The 20,163-nt window shown below is 65.7% G+C and carries 19 protein-coding genes and 1 riboswitch; of the genes, 11 read left to right on the top strand and 8 right to left on the bottom strand.

What is annotated here, in order from left to right; translation table 11 throughout:
- Positions 1 to 84 precede the first annotated feature (84 nt).
- The 4 genes from RDM88_RS00335 to RDM88_RS00350 all read right to left on the bottom strand — a co-directional run bounded on the left by RDM88_RS00335 (position 85) and on the right by RDM88_RS00350 (position 3,381).
- Positions 85 to 468, bottom strand: coding sequence for a NifB/NifX family molybdenum-iron cluster-binding protein (locus RDM88_RS00335; RefSeq protein WP_308752033.1), 384 nt, complete (start codon positions 466 to 468; stop codon positions 85 to 87).
- Positions 446 to 841: a DUF134 domain-containing protein gene (locus RDM88_RS00340; protein WP_308752035.1), complete on the bottom strand. Its 396-nt coding sequence runs from the start codon at positions 839 to 841 to the stop codon at positions 446 to 448. The genes RDM88_RS00335 and RDM88_RS00340 overlap by 23 nt, the downstream gene beginning before the upstream one ends.
- Positions 842 to 994: 153 nt before the next feature.
- The gene (locus tag RDM88_RS00345) at positions 995 to 2,623 is read right to left on the bottom strand and encodes an SPFH domain-containing protein (protein WP_308752037.1); all 1,629 of its coding nucleotides are present in this window, start codon (positions 2,621 to 2,623) and stop codon (positions 995 to 997) included.
- A gap of 14 nt (positions 2,624 to 2,637) precedes the next feature.
- Positions 2,638 to 3,381 (bottom strand): hypothetical protein, encoded by a 744-nt coding sequence (locus RDM88_RS00350; RefSeq protein ID WP_308752039.1) that lies wholly within the window; start codon positions 3,379 to 3,381, stop codon positions 2,638 to 2,640.
- Positions 3,382 to 3,751: 370 nt separating this feature from the next.
- On the opposite strand from RDM88_RS00350, the gene RDM88_RS00355 reads away from it, so the two are divergent.
- The 11 genes from RDM88_RS00355 to RDM88_RS00405 all read left to right on the top strand — a co-directional run bounded on the left by RDM88_RS00355 (position 3,752) and on the right by RDM88_RS00405 (position 16,158).
- Positions 3,752 to 4,717, top strand: coding sequence for a sugar-binding transcriptional regulator (locus RDM88_RS00355; protein WP_308752041.1), 966 nt, complete (start codon positions 3,752 to 3,754; stop codon positions 4,715 to 4,717).
- Positions 4,714 to 5,709 carry a sugar ABC transporter substrate-binding protein gene (locus RDM88_RS00360; RefSeq protein WP_308752043.1) on the top strand — a complete coding sequence of 332 codons (996 nt, stop codon included), beginning with the start codon at positions 4,714 to 4,716 and terminating at the stop codon, positions 5,707 to 5,709. Before RDM88_RS00355 ends, RDM88_RS00360 begins: the two co-directional genes overlap by 4 nt.
- Positions 5,710 to 5,742: 33 nt before the next feature.
- The gene (locus RDM88_RS00365) at positions 5,743 to 7,224 is read left to right on the top strand and encodes a sugar ABC transporter ATP-binding protein (RefSeq protein WP_308752046.1); all 1,482 of its coding nucleotides are present in this window, start codon (positions 5,743 to 5,745) and stop codon (positions 7,222 to 7,224) included.
- A 16-nt stretch (positions 7,225 to 7,240) separates the two neighbouring features.
- On the top strand, positions 7,241 to 8,194 hold the full coding sequence (locus RDM88_RS00370) for an ABC transporter permease (RefSeq protein ID WP_308752048.1): 954 nt from the start codon (positions 7,241 to 7,243) through the stop codon (positions 8,192 to 8,194).
- On the top strand, positions 8,191 to 9,003 hold the full coding sequence (locus tag RDM88_RS00375) for a tryptophan synthase subunit alpha (RefSeq protein WP_308752060.1): 813 nt from the start codon (positions 8,191 to 8,193) through the stop codon (positions 9,001 to 9,003). Before RDM88_RS00370 ends, RDM88_RS00375 begins: the two co-directional genes overlap by 4 nt.
- On the top strand, positions 8,961 to 10,439 hold the full coding sequence (locus RDM88_RS00380) for an FGGY family carbohydrate kinase (RefSeq protein ID WP_308752070.1): 1,479 nt from the start codon (positions 8,961 to 8,963) through the stop codon (positions 10,437 to 10,439). Before RDM88_RS00375 ends, RDM88_RS00380 begins: the two co-directional genes overlap by 43 nt.
- An 88-nt stretch (positions 10,440 to 10,527) precedes the next feature.
- A riboswitch (cobalamin riboswitch) is annotated at positions 10,528 to 10,731 on the top strand.
- 215 nt (positions 10,732 to 10,946) lie between these two features.
- A complete protein-coding gene (locus tag RDM88_RS00385; protein ID WP_308752072.1) occupies positions 10,947 to 11,906 on the top strand; it encodes a sirohydrochlorin cobaltochelatase in 960 nt (319 codons plus the stop codon).
- Positions 11,907 to 11,949: 43 nt separating this feature from the next.
- Positions 11,950 to 12,843, top strand: a complete 894-nt coding sequence (locus tag RDM88_RS00390; protein WP_308752074.1) for a hypothetical protein — start codon at positions 11,950 to 11,952, stop codon at positions 12,841 to 12,843.
- Positions 12,840 to 13,982 carry an ABC transporter substrate-binding protein gene (locus RDM88_RS00395; RefSeq protein ID WP_374045387.1) on the top strand — a complete coding sequence of 381 codons (1,143 nt, stop codon included), beginning with the start codon at positions 12,840 to 12,842 and terminating at the stop codon, positions 13,980 to 13,982. Before RDM88_RS00390 ends, RDM88_RS00395 begins: the two co-directional genes overlap by 4 nt.
- A 35-nt stretch (positions 13,983 to 14,017) precedes the next feature.
- The gene (locus tag RDM88_RS00400) at positions 14,018 to 15,043 is read left to right on the top strand and encodes a FecCD family ABC transporter permease (protein WP_374045388.1); all 1,026 of its coding nucleotides are present in this window, start codon (positions 14,018 to 14,020) and stop codon (positions 15,041 to 15,043) included.
- Positions 15,043 to 16,158, top strand: a complete 1,116-nt coding sequence (locus tag RDM88_RS00405; RefSeq protein WP_308752076.1) for an ABC transporter ATP-binding protein — start codon at positions 15,043 to 15,045, stop codon at positions 16,156 to 16,158. The genes RDM88_RS00400 and RDM88_RS00405 overlap by 1 nt, the downstream gene beginning before the upstream one ends.
- A 102-nt stretch (positions 16,159 to 16,260) precedes the next feature.
- On the opposite strand, the gene eno is transcribed toward RDM88_RS00405, so the two are convergent.
- The 4 genes from eno to RDM88_RS00425 form a co-directional block, all read right to left on the bottom strand.
- Positions 16,261 to 17,544 (bottom strand): phosphopyruvate hydratase, encoded by a 1,284-nt coding sequence (gene eno, locus RDM88_RS00410; protein WP_308752079.1) that lies wholly within the window; start codon positions 17,542 to 17,544, stop codon positions 16,261 to 16,263.
- 293 nt (positions 17,545 to 17,837) lie between these two features.
- On the bottom strand, positions 17,838 to 18,698 hold the full coding sequence (locus tag RDM88_RS00415) for a MurR/RpiR family transcriptional regulator (RefSeq protein WP_308752081.1): 861 nt from the start codon (positions 18,696 to 18,698) through the stop codon (positions 17,838 to 17,840).
- A gap of 216 nt (positions 18,699 to 18,914) precedes the next feature.
- Entirely contained in the window at positions 18,915 to 19,355 is a 441-nt protein-coding gene (locus RDM88_RS00420) for an RpiB/LacA/LacB family sugar-phosphate isomerase (RefSeq protein WP_308752083.1), read from the bottom strand.
- 19 nt (positions 19,356 to 19,374) lie between these two features.
- Positions 19,375 to 20,154: a triose-phosphate isomerase gene (locus RDM88_RS00425; RefSeq protein ID WP_308752085.1), complete on the bottom strand. Its 780-nt coding sequence runs from the start codon at positions 20,152 to 20,154 to the stop codon at positions 19,375 to 19,377.
- Positions 20,155 to 20,163: the final 9 nt, after the last annotated feature.

Consider the following 20,163-nt stretch of genomic DNA (forward strand, 5'->3'; position numbering starts at 1 on the left):
TCCTCTCCGGCAAGCGGCTCAGAACGCCGCCCCGGGAACCCGCCGTCATCTGAAAAGGCGGGCGAACATTTTCATTTCAGCGCGTCAGTGCCCGCAGGCGTGGCTCCCACAGTCGTGTCCTTCGCCGTGGCCCTCGTGGTGGGCGCAGACGGTGTCAGGGTTGTAGGCCAGGCTGCCCGCCAAAAGCGCCGCGACCTGCGCGTCCGCCTCCCCCGAGGCGCCCGGATAGAGGGCGATCCCCGCCTCGGCAAGCGCGGTGCGCGCGCCGCCGCCGATGCCGCCGCAGATCATCGTATCCACGCCGTGCTCCCGCAGAAAGCCCGCCAGCGCGCCGTGGCCGCTGCCGTTCGTGGGCACGACCTCGGAGGAGACGACCGCGCCGTCCGTGACCTCGTAGAATTTGAACTGTTCCGTGTGCCCAAAGTGCTGGAACACCTGTCCGTTTTCATAAGTGACCGCAATTTTCATCGTGATGACCTCCATCTGATAGTTGGCAGCGCCGTTTTTCACAGCACCGTTTTTTACAGTTTCTTCCGCAGCAGTGGTCCGCGTGGGCGCAGAGCTCATATTCCCCGCCCCGGATCACCAGCGCTCTGCCGTTGACGAGCGCGTCCGCCAGCTTTCCGCGCGCCCGGTCGTAAACCGTCTGGACGGTGGTGCGCGCGACGCCGACCTGCGCGGCGCACTCCTCCTGCGTGTAGTCAAGCAGGTCGATCAGGCGGATGACCTCGTATTCGTCCACCGTCATCTCCACGGCGTTCTCCGGCGGGCCGTCCAGCGGCCCGAACCGTTCCCGCCTGGGCAGTTCGCAGATACGCCTGCATTTTGTCGGCCGCGGCATCCGATCCCCTCCCGTCGTTTCCGGTATATGTCAATTATTATAGCGCAATATCCGGCATATGTCAATAAAGGTTTTTTCTCGTACTCCGCTTCCCCCGCCGTGAAGCGGGCCAAAAAACGCCCCCTGCCGAGCAGGGGGCGTCCGGTGGGGCGCTTATTTTTCCGGGGCCTTTTCGGGGGCCTCCGGCTCGTTCCGGGAGACGTCCATATCCATATGGACGTTGCGGGTGGTTTTGGCCTCGAAGGTATTGGCGCGCATGACCTCGGTCATGTCGAAGCCGATCGTGTCCTTCAACGCCTCGTTGACCGCCTTGAGCGCGCCCACCGTATAGCGGGCCACGTCCGCCGCGCCGGCGCCGTCGCCGCTTTCCGAGCCGCCGCCGATGATCGTGATGTTGCCGATCTTTGCCATCGGCTCCGCCACCGCGCGGGCGATCTCCGGCAGCTTTTCAATGACCATCTGCAGCTTGCCGGCGTCGTTCATCTTGGCCAGCGCCTCGGCCTTCTTCTCGAGCGCCTCGGCCTCCGCGAGACCCAGCTGCTTGACCGCCTCGGCCTGCGCGAGGCCCTGCTTCTCGGTGATCTCCGCCTGCGCGATACCCTCCTGCTTGATGCGCTCCGCCTGCGCCGCCGCGTCCATCTTCTTCGCCGCGGCCTGCGCCTCGGCGTCGAGCTTCATCGCGTCCGCCTGGGCCGCCGCGTCGAGGCGTTTGGCCTCCGCCTCGGCCTCCGCGCGCAGGATCGCCGCGATCTTTTGGGCCTCCGCGGCGAGCTGGGCCTTCTGCTTCTCCGCCTCGGAGGGCTTCACCATCGTCTCGAGGAGCTCGGCCTCCTTGCGCTCCGCCTTGCGTTTGGCAAGGTCGATGTTCTTCTGCTCCGCCGCGATCAGAATCTGGATTTCCGCCTCGCGGACCTCCTTGGCGCGCTGCTCCTTGAGGACGTTGGCGTCCATCTCGGTGTTGGTGATGTCCTTCAGGGTGACGTTCTGCTGGATGTTGTACGCCGCGTCGGAAATCGCCTGGGTGGTCTGGCGCTCCCGCTCGTAGTTGAGCTTTTTGATGTCCGCGTCCTTTTTGGCCTCGGCCACGCGGGCCTCCGCCTCCAGGCGGGCCTGCTCGCCCGCGCGCTTGGCCTCGGAGGTCTTGATCATGCTCTCCTTGATCGCCTCGGCCTGCGCGATCTCCGCGTCCCGCTTGACCGCCGCGATCTGCGGCTTGCTCAGCGCCTCGAAGTACCCGTTCTGGTCCCCGATGCCCTTGATCGTGAAGGACTTGAGCTCCAGCCCCAGCTCCTTGAGCTGCTCCTCCGCGACCTCCTTGACCCGTTCGGAAAAGGTCTTGCGGTCCTTGTAGAGCTGCTCCGCGGTCATGTCCGCGATGATCTCACGCAGGCGGCCCTCACAGACGTCGCGCGCGGTCTCCACGATGTGCTGGCGGGTCTCCGCTTCGCGCCCGCAGTTGAACTGCTCGACGGCCGAGCGGATCATCGTCTCGTCGTTCTTTATTTTCACGACCACCGTGCCGTTTGCCTCGATCGGGACGGCGTCGGCGGTCAGGGTGCCCTGCATGTTCACGTCGAAGCTCATGTTCTCCAGCGTCACATAGTCGATCCGCTGCATGACGGGAATCACGATGACGCCGCCTCCGGTGATGACCTTGGCCCTGCCAAGGCCGGTGACGATCGCCGCCTTGTCCGCCGGGACCTTCTTCCAGGTCGACAGGATGCAGATCAGGATCAGGATGACAGCCGCAGCCACGATGCCAATGGTAATCAGATACTCCATACACGTTACCTCCCCTATGACTCTTGTTTATCTTCCAGTGGAGCCGCGATACACACCATCTTGTCCGGATCGACCTCCACAACGGCAACCGTCTGTCCCACGGGAATCCGCGCGATCCCCGCCGCCGGGCGCGCGTCGTAGGAGACCACGCTCCCCGACGCGCTGCGCACCCGGATCGTTCCCACGAAATCGTCCCGCAGCTCGAGCGTCACGACGCCCTCCTGTCCCTTTATCTCCCGGATGCCCGCCGCGCAGGCGCGGTTGCGCTTGAGCGGGAGGATGACGAAGCGGCCGAGCAGCCAGCCCGCCAAAAGCCCCGAGGCCGCGGCCGCCAGAAGCCCGGAGACGGGCGGCAGCCTGGTCAGGCAGAGCCTGCCCACCGCGCCGAACACCACCGCCGTGAGGGAGAGGGTCATCAGGTTGATGATGACGGGCGCGTGGGTTCGCCCCGCGGACAGATGCGCGCCCTCCGCTCCCGCGTCCGCTTCGGCGGAGAGGTCCGCGTCGAGGTCCATGTCCGCGTCAAGATCCATATCCGCGTCGAGGTCCACGTCGAGGTCCACGTCGAGGTCCGCGTCGAAATCCGCGTCCGCGCCGATCCCGGCGTCCAGGTCCATCGAAGCGTCGGCGCCGACGTCCGCGTCCGCGCCCAGGTCGAGCGCGCCGCCGACCGCCCCCGCCAGCACATCCAGCACGGGCACCACGAAACCGCCCGCGATAAAACAGTTGTAGACGACCCGCATCCGTTCCAGATCCATACCGCCGCCCCCTCGTTACTTCCTATTTTACCGCATCGTCCCGTCAAAGGCAACACAAATCCCCCGCGCCCCATTTCTTTCCGCTGCTTATAAAACCCGCCCGGGGCGTCCGCCGGGACACTCCGGGCGGGTTTTTTCGCGCCGCGCGGTTCCGGCCGCCGGGACGGTCATAAAAAGAAATGCTTTGAAATAAATTTCAATGATGATAGAATGTACAATCGAAGGAAAATGCAGTTGTGTATCCTGTCGGATTTGAAAGTAATTTCCGTGAAAACACGCCTGAAAAGTATTTACATTGCATAAAAACGGTGATACGATGCAGGTGAACTCAATTTCACGATTGGAACAGATGTTCAAGCGAGGTGCGGTTATGGCGATCACTGACAACCTGCGCATGATGGTAAAGGTCTGCCGCCTCTATTACGAGGAGAACCTCAGCCAGAAGGAGATCTCCGCCCAAATGGGGATTTCCCGCCCGCAGATCAGCCGGATGCTGACCTTCGCGCGGTCGAAAAACATCGTCTCGATCAAGATCAACAACCCCTTCGAGGACGAGACCAACCTGGGCCGCGCGCTGGCCGAGCGGTACCGGCTGAAGGACGCGCTCGTGCTCGACACGCGGGACGGCAGCCCCGAGACCTTCGGGCGGATGGCGGCGGAATACCTCGACGCGTACATTTCCGACGGGGACTGCGTCGGCGTCATGAGCGGGCAGACGATCAGCCGCGTGGTCTGGTCGATCGGCAGGCTCGAGCGCCGCGGGCTGGAATGCGTTCCCCTCGTGGGCGGCATCGGGTCGGGCAGCGTCAACTGGCACGCCAACGCCATCGCCCAGCGGCTGGCTGAATGTTCCGGCGGCAGCTGCTATATCCTCAACGCGCCGGTCATCGTGCAGAGCCGGGAGTCGCGGGATATGCTCGTAAGGGAACCGGACATCGCCGCGGTCCTCGAAAAGGGCGCGAAATGCGACGCGGCGATCGTCGGGATCGGCCAGATCGACCTGCGTTCCACCACCGCCCAGAGCGGCGCGCTGAGCGCCCGGGACATCGAACGGCTGAAGGCGGAGGGCGCGGTCGCGTCGGTCTGCACCTCCTACCTCGACCGGCAGGGGCGGGCGCTCGACCTCGAGCTGTGCGAACGCTCGATCGGCCAGTCCCTCCGGCAGCTCGCCCGCTGCCGGACGATCGCGCTGGCCATCGGGCGAAGCAAGGTGGCCTCCATCCGAGCGGCACTTTCGAGCGGTTACATCGACGTGTTCATCACCGATTTGGAAACCGCCCGTGCAACCATAGAAGAAAAACCTGAAGATGAATCAGTACAGGAGGAAACGAAATGAAAAAATTACTGGCAGTAATCATGGCAGGCATCCTGGCGCTCTCCCTGGCGGCATGCGGCGGCTCCGCCGAGCCGTCCTCCACCCCCGCGCCCGAGTCCCAGGCCGCGCCCGCGGAAGGCAGTGATTCCGCAGAGCCCGCCGCGGCCGGCGCCGCCGGCAAGAAAATCTCCATCCTCACCGCCAACCTCAGCTCGGTGACCACCAACCAGATGTGCGAGATGATGAAGGCCGGCATGGAGAAGGAGGGCATGGAGGTCACCCTCGTCGACACCAAGGGCGACTTCGGTCAGCTGGCCAGCCGCATCGAGGACAGCGTCTCCGCCAAGGCGGACGCGATCGTCATCGTGAGCTGCGACCCCGGACAGATCGCCCCGCAGCTCCAGACCGCCTTTGACGCGGGCGTGCCCGTCTTCGGCTGCGACAGCGGCTACCTGGAGGGCATGATGATCAACGCCACCAGCGACAACTACGCGATGGGCGAGCTGATCACCAAATACCTCTTCGAGGACCTGATGGGCGGCAAGGGCACCGTCATCGCGCTGACCCACCGTCCGCATCCGGGCGTTGTGAAACGCTGCGAGGCGTTCGACGACATGATCAAGGACTATCCCGACATCACCCTGATCACCGAGCAGCACGTGGAGGTCCCCGGCCCGATCGAGAACTCCCGCAAGATTATGGAAAACCTTATCCTCTCCAACTCCGCCAAGGACTCCGTCACCGCGGTGTGGTGCGGATGGGATGAGCCGGCCATCGGCGCCACCCAGGCGCTTATGGACGCGGGCCGCGACGAGGTCATCGTCACCGGCGTGGACGGCAACAGCCAGGCGGTCGAGCTCATCAACGAGGGCAGCAACCTCAAGGCGACGGTCGAGCAGAACTTCGAGGGCATGTCCCAGATCGTCGTGGACGAACTGGTGAAGCTCTTTAACGGCGAAGAGATCGAAAAGGGCGACCGCTACGCTCCCGCGACCCTGATCACCAAGGAATAAGGCCCCTAAATCGTTTCGCCGGGAGTGAACGGAATGCTTTTGCAGACAAGGAAACTTTGTAAACAGTTCGGCGGCATGTATGCGCTGAAGGATATCGACTTTGAAATCGCCGAGGGGGAGATCCACGGCCTCGTGGGGGAGAACGGCGCGGGCAAATCCACGCTGATCAAAATCCTCACGGGCGTCTACAGCCTCGACAGCGGCGAGGTGTGGTGGAACGGCAGCCCGGTGCGGATCGAAAACCCGCGCCAGAGCCGGGACATCGGCATCAACGTCATCCACCAGGACCGCAACCTCATCCCCGCCTTCAGCGGGGTGGAGAACGTCTACCTGGGGATGGACTATGAGAAAAAAGCAGGCTTTGCCGTCGACTGGGCAAAGATGAAGGCGCGGGTGGAGGCGGTCATGCGGGAGCTGAAGGTCGAGATCGACCTCAGCCTCCCGGCCTCCGCGCTCTCCCCGCCCCAGCGCACCCTGCTGGAGATCGTCCGCGCCATGATGACCGAGTGCCGGCTGCTCATCCTCGACGAGCCCACCGCCTCCCTCACCGACAAGGAGGCGGAGATGCTCTTCGAGACGATCGGCAAGCTCAAGGCGCGGGGCACCGCCATCCTCTACGTCACCCACCGGATGGACGAAATCTTCCGCCTCACCGACCGGATCACCGTCTTCAAAAACGGCCAGACGGCAGGGACGGTCAAAACGGCGGACGTGGACAAGGACGCCATCATCTCGATGATGACCGACAACTGGGTGAGCGAAAAGCTTACCGTCTCCCGGAAGTTCGGGGAGGTCCTGCTGGACGCGGAGCACATCGCCTCCCGCGACGGGATCGTCAAGGACGCGAGCCTCACGGTGCGCGCCGGCGAAATCCTCGGGGTGTTCGGCCTCGGCGGCAGCGGCCGCACCGAGCTGCTCGAATGTATCTACGGCTACCGCCCGGCGGAAAAGGGCAGCGTGACCCTCTGCGGCAGGCAGGTCACGCGCCCCTCCCCCGGCGGCTCGATCAAAAACGGCATGGTCCTCATCTGCGAGGACCGGCGCGGCAAGGCGCTGGTTGGGTCTTTGAGCGTCAAGCAGAACACCGTGCTCTCCACCATCGACAGCTACGCGCATTTCGGCGTGGTGAACGAGCAAAAGGAGCTCTCCGACACGCAGGAGAAGATCGCGGCCCTCTCGATCAAGACGGAGGGCCCCAACCAGACGGTCCTGCAGCTTTCGGGCGGCAACCAGCAGAAGGTGGTCTTCGCCAAGGCGCTGATGTCCCACCCCAGGGTGCTGCTCTGCGACGAGCCCACCCAGGCGGTGGACGTCAAGACCCGCGCCGAAATCCACAAGCTCCTGCGCCAGCTCGCGGACGCGGGCAGCGCGGTCGTCTTTGTCTCCTCCGACCTCAAGGAGGTGCTGGAGGCGACGGACAACGTGCAGGTCATGGCGGGCGGCAGGACGAAGGAACGCTTCGTCAACGACGGCCTGACGGCCGAGCAGGTGCTCGCATGCTGCTATGCAAACTAAGCAGGGAGGAATCAATATGAAACAGAAAGCAGGCGTTTCAGAACTGCTCAGGGCGTATGGCACGATCTTTGCGGGCATTCTGATTGTCATTGTATTCAGCGTCATGCGCCCGGACGCCTTCTTCACGATGGGCAACCTCGTCAACATCACCCGGCAGATCTCGCTGCTGGTCATCATCGCGCTGGGCGCCACCCTCGTGATGTCGGTCGAGGAGTTCGACCTCTCGGTCGGCGCCCTGGCGAGCCTCGGCGGCGTCATCGGCGCCAGGATGGCGGTGGCGGGCGCGCCGATCTTCCTCTGCTTCATCGCGCCGGTGGCCATCTGCTTTGTCATCGGCTTCGTGAACGGCTGGATCGTCACCAAGTTCCGGGTGCTCTCCTTCATCACCACCCTTGCGATGAGCACCATCCTGGGCGGCTTCACCTTCTGGTTCACCGGGGGCGCCACCGTCTTTCAGGACATCCCCAAGAGCTTCACCTACGTCGGCACCAAGACGGTGCTCGGCGCGCCCATCCTTTCGATCATCATGCTCCTGCTTACGGTGGTCTTCTGGTTTGTGATGCGCCACACCGCCTTCGGCCGCAAGCTCTACGCCATCGGCGGCAACGAGGCGGCCTCCCAGGTGTCCGGCATCAACGTCAAGAAGTATAAGAACCTCGCCTTCGCCCTCTGCGCCTCGCTGGCCGCCCTCACCGGCGTGCTGATGGCCTCCCGGCTGGGCTCGGCGCACCCGACCGGCGGGGACGGGCTCTTCCTGCAGTCCTACGCCGCCGCCTTCCTCGGGCGCACCGTCTTCCGCGAGGGCGTGCCCAACATCTGGGGCACCTTCGTGGGCGCCGCGATCCTCGGCGTGCTCGCCAACGGCCTGACCATCCTCCAGGTCCCCACCTTCATGCAGGACCTGCTGACCGGCTGCATCATCATCCTGGCGGTCGTGGTACAGAAGATTGGGCGCGGTGATGCCAAGTGAGGGAAATCGTCAATCCGCGCAACCTCGCGGCGGTGGACCGCCCCGGCCTGCTGGTGGGCTACCTGCTGGCCGGCTATCCCGGACGGGAAGGGTTTTTGGCGGCCGCCGAAGGATGTGAAAAGGCGGGGCTCGACATCCTCGAGGTCGGGTTTCCCGCCGCCGACCCCAGCTCGGACGGGGAGGTCATCCAGCACGCGCACACCCTCGCGGACCATTCGATCTGCCGCGATCCCTCCTACTGGCAGGCGCTGCGCCGCTCCGTGGACTGCCCCATCTGGGTGATGGGGTACCGCGACGACCTCGTCCCGTCGGGAATCTGCCGCGCCATGGCGGAGGCCGACGCGGCGGACGCCTTCGTCATCCCCGACATGACGGTGGAGGAGCGGGACAGACTCGCGGAGGAGCTGGCGCCGCTCGGAGCCGACGTGCTCGGCTTCACCAACCCCGAGATGTCCGCGCGGGAGCTGGAGGATTGCTTCGACCGGTTCTCGCTGATCTACCAGCAGCTCTACGCGGGCCGCACCGGCATGCCGGTGCTGGCGGAGGATTTCGGCGGGCCCCTTTCCCGGGCCCACACCCATCCCCATGTCCGGGCGTTCGCCGGATTCGGCATCAGCACCCCCCAGCGGGTCGCGGAGCTCCTGTCGGCAGGCTTCGACGGGGCCATCGTCGGCACCGCCCTGATGAAAAAACTCAACGAGTCGCCCGAGGCGCTTTACGCCTTCGTGAAGGAGCTCAAGGCGGCGGCAAGTTCGGGAGGAATTCGATGCGGTATATCGCAACCTTCGACATCGGCACCACGGCGGTAAAGGGGGTCCTCCTCTCGGAGGACAACGCCTGCGCCTGCGAAAAGAGCGTGGAGATCGAGACCTTCTCCGACGGGGGGCGGCGGGAACAGGATCCCCTCTCCTGGTACGCGGCGGTGTGCGACATCTCCCGCGCCTTCTTCGCGGGGGGGATTTCCCCCGCGGCGGTGCGCGGGATCGTCATGAGCGGGCAGATGCAGGATCTCATCCCCGTGGACGGCAGCCTGCGCCCCACCTGCAACGCGATTCTCTATTCCGACGGGCGCGCCGGGGCGGAGGCCGAACGGCTCGCCGGACTGATCGGCCGGAAGGAGCTCGTCAGAAGCACCGGCAACCAGTTCGACGGCTCCCTCCCCTTCCCCAAGCTGCTCTGGCTCAAGGAACGGAATCCCGACGCCTACCGGGCGGCCGAAAAGGTGCTCATCAGCTCCAAGGACTACTGCATCGCGCGGCTGACGGGCGAATTCGTCGGCGACGTGACCGCGTCGGCCACCGCGGGGCTCATGGACATCCATGAAAAGCGCTGGAACACCGCCTGGATGGAGGCGGCGGGCCTGGACGCGGGAAAGCTGCCGCGGCTGCGCTACGCCCACGAACAGGCGGGCGCGGTGACGGCCGGGGCGGCGCGGGAGACGGGGTACCTGCCCGGGACGCCGGTCTACACCGGCACCGGCGACGCGGGCGCCACGACGCTCGCCAGCGGCATCTCCGCCGACGGCGAATTCAACATCAACCTCGGCACCTCCGGCTGGGTCGCCTGCGTCTCGGGCGACATCCTGCCGAAAAACGACGTCTTCAACCTCGCGGCCATGCCGGAGGGCGTCTATATCAACGTGGTCCCCTTCTTCAACGCGGGCAACGTCCACAAGTGGGTCAGCCGGGCCCTCGCGCCCAGCGAGCAGGGGAAATACGACTATGTGGATCAGTTATTGGAAGAGAGTGAGGCGGGCAGCCACGGGACGATGTTCCTGCCCTACCTCGTGGGGGAGCGGTTCCCCGTCGTGGACACCCGGGTCCGGGGCGGCTATGTGGGCATCACCCCCGAAACCACCCGGCAGGACCTCGCGCGCAGCGCGCTGGAGGGGGTCGCCTTCTCCATCCGGCAGGGGATCGAGAGCATCGGGCGGGTCCCCCGCAAGATCTCCCTGATCGGCGGCGGCGCCCGCACCCCCGTGTGGTGCCGGATTCTCGCCGACGTGCTGGGGCATCCCGTGCACGTCTACCGGAACTCCGACTACCTGCCCGCGGTCGCCATCGCGGCGTCGGTGCTGGTCGCGCAGGGGGAGATCCGGGACTACGCCGAGTTCACCGACACCCTGCAGGGCTCGGACAACTGCGTGCGCTACGACCCGTCGCCCGCGCATGTCGAGCGGTACAACGAGATCTATCCCCGCTACCTGCGGGTCTACCCCGCGCTGAAAAACCTCTATGGGGACTGACGAACAGCCAAAGCTGCCGGGCCGGCGGGATGATCCCCGCCGGCCCGGCCTTTTCGCGCCGAAGGGCGCGCCCGGATTGACAAACGGAATCCCCCAGTGCTATACTGGCATCAATTCAATAGCGGAGACAGGTTATGGAAGCTGGGTGCGATTCCCACGCAAGGCCGTTGCTGTGTTTCACCGCCGGGCCGGCGGACGCCACTGGAAGGGATTCCGGGAAGGCGCCGGCCCCTGCGTCCGGACCGGACGCGGGTGATCAGTCAGAATACTTGCCTGTCCCCCTGCCGCGCGGACCGCGCGGCGTGTGCGGCCCCGCGGACTACCGGGGTTCTGGACAGGATGATCGAGGCATGCCGGCCGCTTTCGCTCCGGGATATGTCTTGTCTTTGTGCTGAAAAGAGCGTCCGCGGACCGACCGCGGACGCTTTCTTTTTTTGGCCCGTTTTTCCCGGGGAGCGCTCCGGGTTCGGCCGAACCGGAAAACCGCAATGAAAAGGAGAAATGAAAATGAACATCCATGCGAAAAGAATTCTGGCTTTGATCCTGAGTCTGTCGCTCGGCCTGCTCGCGTTCGCGGGCTGCTCCGGCGCCCCGGCGGCCGCTTCCGGCGAGGGCGAGACCCCCGCGGACCCGGCCGGGGAGGCCCCGGAAACCGCTCCCGGCGAGGCCGCCCCGGAAGCCGCTGCCAGCAAGGTCCTGCTCGTGACCAGCTTCGGCACCAGCTATAACGACAACCGCGACCTTTCGATCGGCAGCATCGAACAGAAGCTGCAGGCGGCCTATCCCGACTACGAGGTCCGCCGCGCCTTCACAAGCCAGATCATCATCGACAAGCTCAAGGAGCGCGACGGCCTCGAGATCGACAACGTGACCGAGGCGATGGACCGGCTCGTTTCCGACGGGGTCAGGGAGGTCGTGGTGCAGCCCACCCATGTCATGAGCGGTTTCGAGTACGACGACGTGGCCGCGGAGGTCGCCCCCTACGCGGACAAGTTCGACAGCTTCAAGGTCGGCAGCCCGCTGCTCGTCTCAGACGCGGACTACGACGAGGTGGTCTCGATCATCACCGGCGAGACGAAGGGCTATGATACCGAGGGCGCCGCGATCGTGTTCATGGGCCACGGCACCGAGCACGAGGCGAACGCCGCCTATGCCAAGCTCCAGCAGCACCTGACCGGCGCGGGCTACGCCAACTACTTTGTCGGCACCGTCGAGGCGACCCCCACGCTTGACGACGTCCTCGCGCTCGTCCAGGGTTCCGGCGCGAAAAAGGCGGTCCTGCTGCCGCTCATGATCGTCGCGGGCGACCACGCCAACAACGACATGGCGGGGGACGGGGAGGACTCCTGGAAAACCGCTTTCGAGCGGGCGGGCTTCGAGGTCGAGTGCGTCCTCAGGGGCCTCGGCCAGTACGAGGGGATTCAGGACCTGTTCGTCGAGCATGTGGGCGCGCTGATCGCGCAGTAATCCCCGGGGCCTTTCCGGGGAACCGAAAAAGGAGAATCACCGGATGAAAAAGACTGAAACGCTTCTGTTGGCCGCGCTGGCGGCCTGCATCCTGTTTTCCGGCTGCGCGGCCGGGCCGCCGCGCGCCGAAAGCGCCGCGACCGCGCCGGCCGCGGAGAGCGCGCCCCCCGCCTCGGAAGCGCCTTCCGAAAGCGCGCCGGGCGCCCCCGGAGAGGAACCGCCGGAGCCGGTCTATGGGAATCAGATTCAGGACGGGACCTACCCGATCGAAGTCTCCTCCAGCTCCTCCATGTTCCGGATCGTCGACGCGCAGCTCACCGTGGAAAACGGGGAGATGTCCGCGGTCCTGACGCTTGGCGGCAAGGGCTATGAAAAGCTCTATATGGGCACCGGCGAGCAGGCGCTCGCCGATACCGACGACAACTGCGTCTATTTTTCCGAGGACGCGCAGGGCCGGTACACCTACCGGGTCCCGGTGGCCGCGCTCGACCGGGAAACCGACTGCGCCGCGTGGAGCATCCGCAAGGAGAAGTGGTACGACCGGGTCCTTGTCTTCCATTCCGCGCAGCTCCCCGCCGGGGCGGTCTCGGCGGCTTCCCCGGGGGAGCTTCCCGCCGACGGGCGGTACCTCGTCGACGTGAGCCTTTCGGGCGGCTCGGGCAGGGCCTCGGTGGAGTCCCCGGCGAAGGTCACGGTCGCGGACGGAAGGGCGACGGCGGTCGTCGTTTGGAGCAGCCCCTACTACGAGTCCATGCGGGTGGACGGCGCGGTTTACGCCCCCATCCCGGCCGGAGGAAATTCCGCCTTTGAAATTCCCGTGACGCTGGACGCCGACATGGCGGTCAGCGCGCGGACGATCGCGATGAGCGAGCCCCACGACGTCGACTACATTCTGCGCTTCAATTCCGCGACGGCCGCGCCGTCGGAGCCGCAGTGAAGCGGCGGCTGGCCTGCCTGGCCGCCGCCCTCCTGTTCGCCCTCTTCCCGCTGTCCGGCTGCGCCGAAGGCCCCGCCGCCGGGAGCCCGGGGGCGCTCGGGAACGGCTGGAAACCTGTGCGCAGAATGGAGCTGCAATACGCGGAAAATTTCAGCGTGGATTACTACCCCGGCGATTACGCGCTGATCACCATCTCGGACGGCGGCCGCTTCCTCACCGTCCCGCAGGGACGCAAGGTCCCGGAGGGGATCGATGGGGAGATCACCGTCCTGCGCCAGCCGGTTGAAAACATCTACCTCGTCGCCACCTCGGCGATGTGCCTTTTCGACGCGCTCGACGGCCTCGGCAGCATCCGCCTTTCTGGGACGAAGGCGGACGACTGGTATATCCCGGGCGCGAAGGCGGCGATGGAAGCGGGGGAGATCCTCTACGCGGGAAAATACAACGCGCCCGACTTTGAACGCATCATGTCCAACTCCTGCGGCCTTGCCGTGGAATCCACGATGATCAACCACGTCCCGGAGGTGCGGGAAAAGCTGGAGGAGGTCGGCGTCCCGGTGCTGGTCGACCAGTCCAGCTACGAGCCCCATCCCCTCGGGCGCACCGAGTGGATCAAGCTCTACGGGGCGCTGCTCGGGAAGGAGGCGGAGGCCGAACGGCTCTTCGCGGAGCAGGCCGCCTATCTGGACGCGGCCGCCGGCCAGGAGAACACCGGCAAGACGGTCGCGTTTTTCCACATCAGCTCGTCGGGGTACGCCGTCGCCAGGAAGTCGGGCGACTATGTGACGAAGATGATCGAGCTCGCGGGGGGAAACTACGTCTTCAGCGGCCTCGGGGACCCCGCCAGCGCCACCAGCACGGTGCCTCTTGAGATGGAACGGTTTTACGCGTCGGCCAAGGACGCGGACTACATCATCTACAACAGCACGATCGACGGCGAGCTCTCCTCACTCGACGAGCTCACCGCCAAAAGCGGGCTGCTCGGGGACTTCAAGGCGGTACGGGAGGGCAATGTCTGGTGCACCGAAAAGAACCTCTTCCAGGAGACGACCCAGCTCGGCCTGATGATCTCCGACATCCGCCGGATGCTTACGGAAGAGGACCCGGACGGGCTGCGCTTCCTGTACCGGCTGCAATGACGGCGCGGCGCGCGCCGGGAGGAGGAAGGATAAAAATGAGAGAGGAAACGGCCCGGCGGCGGCTGCGGTACTGCGTCGTGCTCGCGGTTTTCGTCCTCCTCTTCGCCGCGCTGGCGCTGCTGAATATCGGCGTCGGCAGCGTGGCCGTGGGGGGCCGGGAGATCTTCGGCATCCTCTTCCGGGGGGAGGGGAGCGAGACGGCGCGCGGCATCATCTGGAAGGTGCGTCTGCCCCGCGCCGCGGCGGGCGTCCTGCTCGGCGGCGCGCTGGCGCTGTCCGGCTTCCTGCTGCAGACCTTCTTCAACAACCCGATCGCCGGCCCCTATGTGCTGGGGATTTCATCCGGCGCCAAGCTGACGGTCGCCGTCCTCATGGTGCTGGCGCTCAGCCGCAGTCGCTCGGTCGGCTCCGCCGCCATGATCGCCGCCGCCTTCGCGGGCGCGATGCTCTCGATGGGGTTCGTCCTGCTCATGGCGCGGGCGGTCCGGCGGTCGTCGATGCTCATCGTCAGCGGGGTCATGATCGGCTACATCTGCTCGGCGGTCACCGACTTCATCGTCGCCTTCGCCGACGACGCCAGCATCGTCAACCTCCACAACTGGTCCCGCGGCAGCTTTTCCGGCGCCTCGTGGGAGGACGTGCGGGTCATGGCGGTCGTCGTGCTCGCCGCCTCGGCCGCCGTCTTCTTGCTCTCCAAGCCGATCGGCGCCTACCAGCTGGGCGAGAGCTACGCGCAGAACATGGGGGTGAACATCCGGGCGTTCCGCATCGTGCTGGTGCTGCTCTCGAGCGTGCTGAGCGCCTGCGTCACCGCCTTTGCCGGACCGGTCTCCTTCGTGGGGATCGCCGTGCCGCACCTGGTGCGGTCGTTTTTGAAGACCTCGAAGCCCCTGCTCGTCATCCCCGTCTGCTTTTTGGGCGGCGCGGTCTTCTGCCTGGGGTGCGATCTGGCTGCGCGGACCCTCTTCGCGCCGATGGAGCTGAGCATCAGCTCGGTGACCGCCGTGGCCGGCGCGCCCGTCGTGATCGGGATCATGCTGAGGAAGAAGGTGAAAAGCTGATGGCGGAGCCCTTCTTCCGGACCGAACGGCTGACGGTGGGCTACAACGGCGTCCCACTGATCCGGGACATCGAAATCCGGCTGGAGCGGGGCCGGATCCTCACGCTGATCGGGCCGAACGGCTCGGGCAAATCGACCGTCCTGAAGAGCGTCACAAACTACCTGAAGCCCCTCTGCGGAACCGTCTTCCTCGACCGACGCGCGGTCGGCGGCATGAGCAGCGGCGACCTCTCCCGCCTGGTGTCGGTCGTGCTCACCGAAAAGCCCCGGACCGAGCTGATGACCTGCGGGGACGTCGCCGCGACGGGGCGGCATCCCTACACCGGCATGCTGGGCATCCTCTCGGAGGAGGACCGCCGCCTGGTCCGCGAGGCCATGGAGCTGGTGGACGTCTGGGCGCTGCGGGAGCAGGATTTCACCGAGATCAGCGACGGGCAGCGGCAGCGGGTCCTGCTCGCGCGGGCGATCTGCCAGCAGCCCCGGGTCATCGTGCTCGACGAGCCGACCGCCTTCCTCGACGTGCGCTACAAGCTCGAGCTCCTCGGCATCCTGCAAAAGCTGGCGAAGGAGCGGCAGATCACCGTGATCATGTCGCTCCACGAGCTCGACCTCGCGCAGAAGGTTTCCGACCTGGTCATGTGCGTCAGGGGGGAGACGGTCACGCACATCGGCCCCCCGCAGGAGATCTTCCGGCGGGAGCTGATCGCCGAGCTGTACGGACTCGGAAACGGGAGCTACAATCCCCTCTTCGGCAGCTTCGAGATGCCCCGCCCGGCGGGCGAGCCGGAAATCTTCATCATCGCGGGCGGCGGAACGGGCATCCCCGTCTACCGCGCGCTGCAAAAAAAGGGCGTCCCCTTTGCCACAGGCGTCCTGCATGAAAACGATGCCGACTGCCTGCTCGCCCGCGACCTCGCGTCCGAGGTGATCGCGGAGCGGACCTTCGAACCGATCGGCGCGGACGCCTACGGCCGCGCGCTGCGGCGGATGGAGGCCTGCGGCAGGGTGGTCAACTGCCTCGCCGGCTACGGCGAAACGAACCGGAAGAACCGGGAGCTGTACGAGCGGGCCCTCGCGATGGGCCTTGAGGAAGTAAAAAGCGCGGACATCCTCTGAGGGAGCCGCGCAAAACGGCTGGCATGCTTACGCATGCCAGCCGTTTTTTTCCGGAAAAGCCCCGGCCCGGTTTCCCGTCCCGCCGGGCGCACCCGCTGCCGCTCAGAAGCAGCCGGGGCCGGGGTAGCGGGCGGCGGCGCCCAGCTCCTCCTCGATGCGCAGCAGGCGGTTGTATTTCGCCACGCGTTCGGAACGGCTGGGCGCGCCCGTCTTGATCTGGCCCGCGTTCAGCGCGACCGCGAGGTCGGCGATCGTGGTGTCCTCCGTCTCGCCCGAGCGGTGGGAGACGATCGCGGTGTAGCCGGCCCGCCCGGCCAGCTTGATGGCGTCGATCGTCTCGGTGAGGGAGCCGATCTGGTTGAGCTTGATGAGGATCGAGTTGGCGCAGCGGTGGTCGATCCCCTTTTGGAGGCGCTCGGTGTTGGTGACGAAGAAGTCGTCCCCCACCAGCTGCACCCGGTCTCCCAGTTCGGCGGTGAGCTTCCGCCAGCCCTCCCAGTCCTCCTCGTCGAGCGCGTCCTCGATCGAGCGGATGGGATATTTCTCAACGAGGGACTTCCAGTGGGCGATCAGCTCGTCGGTGGTGAACCGCTTTTTGCTCTTGGGGAGGAAGTAGCCGTTTTCGTCCTTCCACTCGCTCGACGCGGCGTCCATGGCGAGGACGAAGTCGCCGCCCGGGCGGTACCCGGCCTCTTCAATCGCGCGGAGCAGGTAGCGGATCGCCTCCTCGTCGCTCTCGAGGTTGGGGGCGTAGCCGCCCTCGTCTCCCACCGCGGTGGAGTGGCCCTCCGCCTTCAGGATGGCGGCGAGCTTGTGGAAGACCTCGGTGCACCAGCGCAGCCCCTCCCGGAAATCCGGCGCGCCGACCGGCATGATCATGAACTCCTGCACGTCGATGCTGTTGGCCGCGTGGGCGCCGCCGTTCAGGATGTTCATCATCGGGACAGGAAGCGTGTCGGCGGCGACGCCGCCCAAAAACCGGTAGAGCGGCAGCCCGAGGCTGTTGGCGGCGGCGTGCGCGCAGGCCAGCGAAACGGCCAGGACGGCGTTCGCGCCGAGGCGGGATTTCTCCCTGGTGCCGTCGAGCGCCAGCATGGCCGCGTCGATTTCGGCGGTGCGGGCGGCGTCCATGCCGATGAGCGCCGCGCGGATTTCGGTGTTGATGCTGCCGACGGCCTTTTGCACGCCCTTGCCGCCGAAGCGGGAAGCGTCCCCGTCGCGCAGCTCAAGCGCCTCGAACTGCCCGGTGGAGGCGCCGCTGGGGACCGCGGCGGCGCCCGCGCTGCCGTCCTCCAGCGTCACGACCGCCTCCACGGTGGGGTTTCCGCGCGAGTCGATGATCTCCCGCCCGTGAATATCGCAGATGATCGAACCGATGGTTTTCATAAGAAGACTCCTCTCACATTTCGGGTGCATGGTGAAAAAACAAGCGGCCGCGCTTTTTCTCACATCGTTAGCTCTCGCTAACTTTTCCGTCTAAATTATACTTCTTTGGTGGATAATTGTCAAGCACGCGGACCCGCGGCCGAAAAGGCTTCCCGCGCCCCGTCCCCGCGCGCGGCCCGGCCGACCCCCAGATTGTTCCCGCTTCCCTGCCTGATTATTCCTTCCCCCGGGCGCGGGGACGGGACGAAAAAAACGGGGCGGGTTTCCGGTGGAAACCCGCCCCGCGGCGTCTGTCAGACTTTTGCCTCGCTGTCCTCGTTCGACAGCTTCGTCATCTGCTCGATGACCTTCGCACCCTGCTTTTTCACTTCCTCGATGTCCTGTTCGTTGTTGTCGACGGTGCAGAGGTAGAGCGTCTCCAAAACCGTCTGCTCCGCAATGCGGCGGGAGATGATGTCCCCGGCGGTGGTGTCGTCGACCGTGCCGGTCAGCAGCGCGTAGGAGCAGTGCTTCAGCAGGGGGGATTTCGCCGCGGCCGTGACGCCGATGGTGATGGCGCCGCGTTCGCGGGCGATGCGCATGGCCTCCACGACCGACTTTGACCGGCCGGTGTGCGAAACCGCGAGCGCGACGTCGCCGAAACGCATCGAGGAGGCGCAGAACACCTGCATGTCCTGGTCGTTGAGCACCACGCAGGCCTTGCCGATCTTCATGAGCTTCAGGCTGATCAGCTGGCAGGGGATGATCGCGTCGCCGTTGCCGAACATGATGATGATGTTCGCCTTCCGCAGGGCGTACGCCGCCGGCTCATACTGGTCGGAGATCAGCGCGAGGGTGTTGAGCATCGTCTCGTTGTTCTTGTCGATCACCGAGCGCATCAGCTCCCGCGCGGAGACCTGCTCCACCGAGGAGGCGCCGTCCGGATTGTCCGGCTGCCGCTCGGCCATCCGGACGCTGTTGCGGAAATCCAGAAAGCCCTTGTAGCCCATGTGCTTGCACAGGCGGATGATCGTGGCGCTGCTCGCGTCGATTTCAGCGGAAATCGTGTTCAGATTCAGCGACCCGATGCGGTGCAGGTTTTCGATCAGATAGGTGGCTGCGGCCTTTTCACTTCGGGGAAGCGAGGGAAGGATCAACTGCAGCTTTGTTTTCAAGATGCCGAAACTATCCATCTCTTGCGGCATTCCCAACCGGTCCCCCTTTCCCGCGGATCAGGCGCGGCGCACGGTTTTGCCCGCGCCTCAACCCGACAGGCAATTCTACCATTATTATACTTCTTTTTATAATACGGTCAACAAAAAACTCACATTTCCGTCCCGGGAACCGCTCCGCGCCTTACAGGGCCTTTGCGGCACGCCGCGCGGGACGGGTCAATCGACGCCGTTTTCGTAGTCGCAGATGCGCCGCACCTTGGGCGCGGACCGGGACTGCGGGTCGAACTCCTCCCGGAGATAGGCCGCCACGAGGCATTTCGCCAACTCCACGCCGGTGACCTGCGCGCCCAGCGTGATGATGTTCGCGTGGTTGCTCAGCTCCGCGCGCTGCGCCTGGTAGACGTTGTTCACCAGCGCCGCGTAGGCGCCCTTCACCTTGTTGGCGGCGATGCTCACGCCGATGCCGGTCCCGCAGATCAGCACCCCGCGGTCGCACTCCCCGGCCGCCACCGCCCTCGCCAGGCGGACGGCGGTGTTGGCGTAGATGGGGTCGTCCCCGCCGAAATCCACGCACTCGTGCCCCAGGCCCGTGATAAAGGCCTTCAATTCCTGCTTCATTTCAGCCGCGTTCGGGTCGCAGCCAATCGCGATTTTCATCCTGTCCTTCCTCTTCCTTTCAGGCGGCCTCCAGGACCGCGCACATGATGGCCGCGAACCGCTCCGCGTCCCACGCGCTGCGGCCGATGAACAGGCCGTCGATCTCTTCGCAGCGGCTGAGCGCCACGGCGTTCTCCGGGTTGACGCTTCCGCCGTAGAGCAGCGGGACGCGGCTTCCCGCCTCCCCGAAGAGCTCCTCCAGCGTCCCGCGCAGCATGCGGTGCTTTTCCCCCGCGTACCCCTCGTCCGCCGGAATCCCGTTCAGGCCGATGGCCCAGACCGGCTCGTAGGCGACCCACACCCGGTCCGCCTCCTCCGGTCGGACCCCATGGAGCCCGACCTTCAGCTGGATGCGCAGCACCTCGTCGCCGGTGCCGTACTGCCGGTCCTCCAGCTGTTCCCCCACACACAGAAGAACGCGAAAGCCGTGGTCCAGCGCGCAGCGGACCTTCTTTTCCTCCTCCGCGTCCGTCTCGCGGAAGGTGTGCCGCCGTTCGGAGTGCCCGGCCATCACCAGCCGCGCGCCCGCCTCCCGCAGCATGAGCGGGGAGATTTCTCCGGTGTACTGCCCGCGCTCCTCCCAGCCCATGTTCTGGGCGCCGAGCAGGATCCCCGAGCCCGCGCGGTCCAGCTCGGTCCGCGCCGGCCCAAGCGAGGTGTAGGAGGGGATCACGAAGCGCTCCGCGCGCTCCCGCGGGATGCCGCAGGTGAGCTCCTCGAGGCGGCGCAGGTAGTCCACCGTCTCCGCCGCGGTCTTGAACATTTTGGTGTTGGTGCCGAAGTAGAACCTGTCCTGCATGGGGACGAC

The organism is uncultured Anaerotruncus sp. (assembly GCF_902490045.1).
Lineage (GTDB): Bacteria > Bacillota > Clostridia > Oscillospirales > Ruminococcaceae > Anaerotruncus.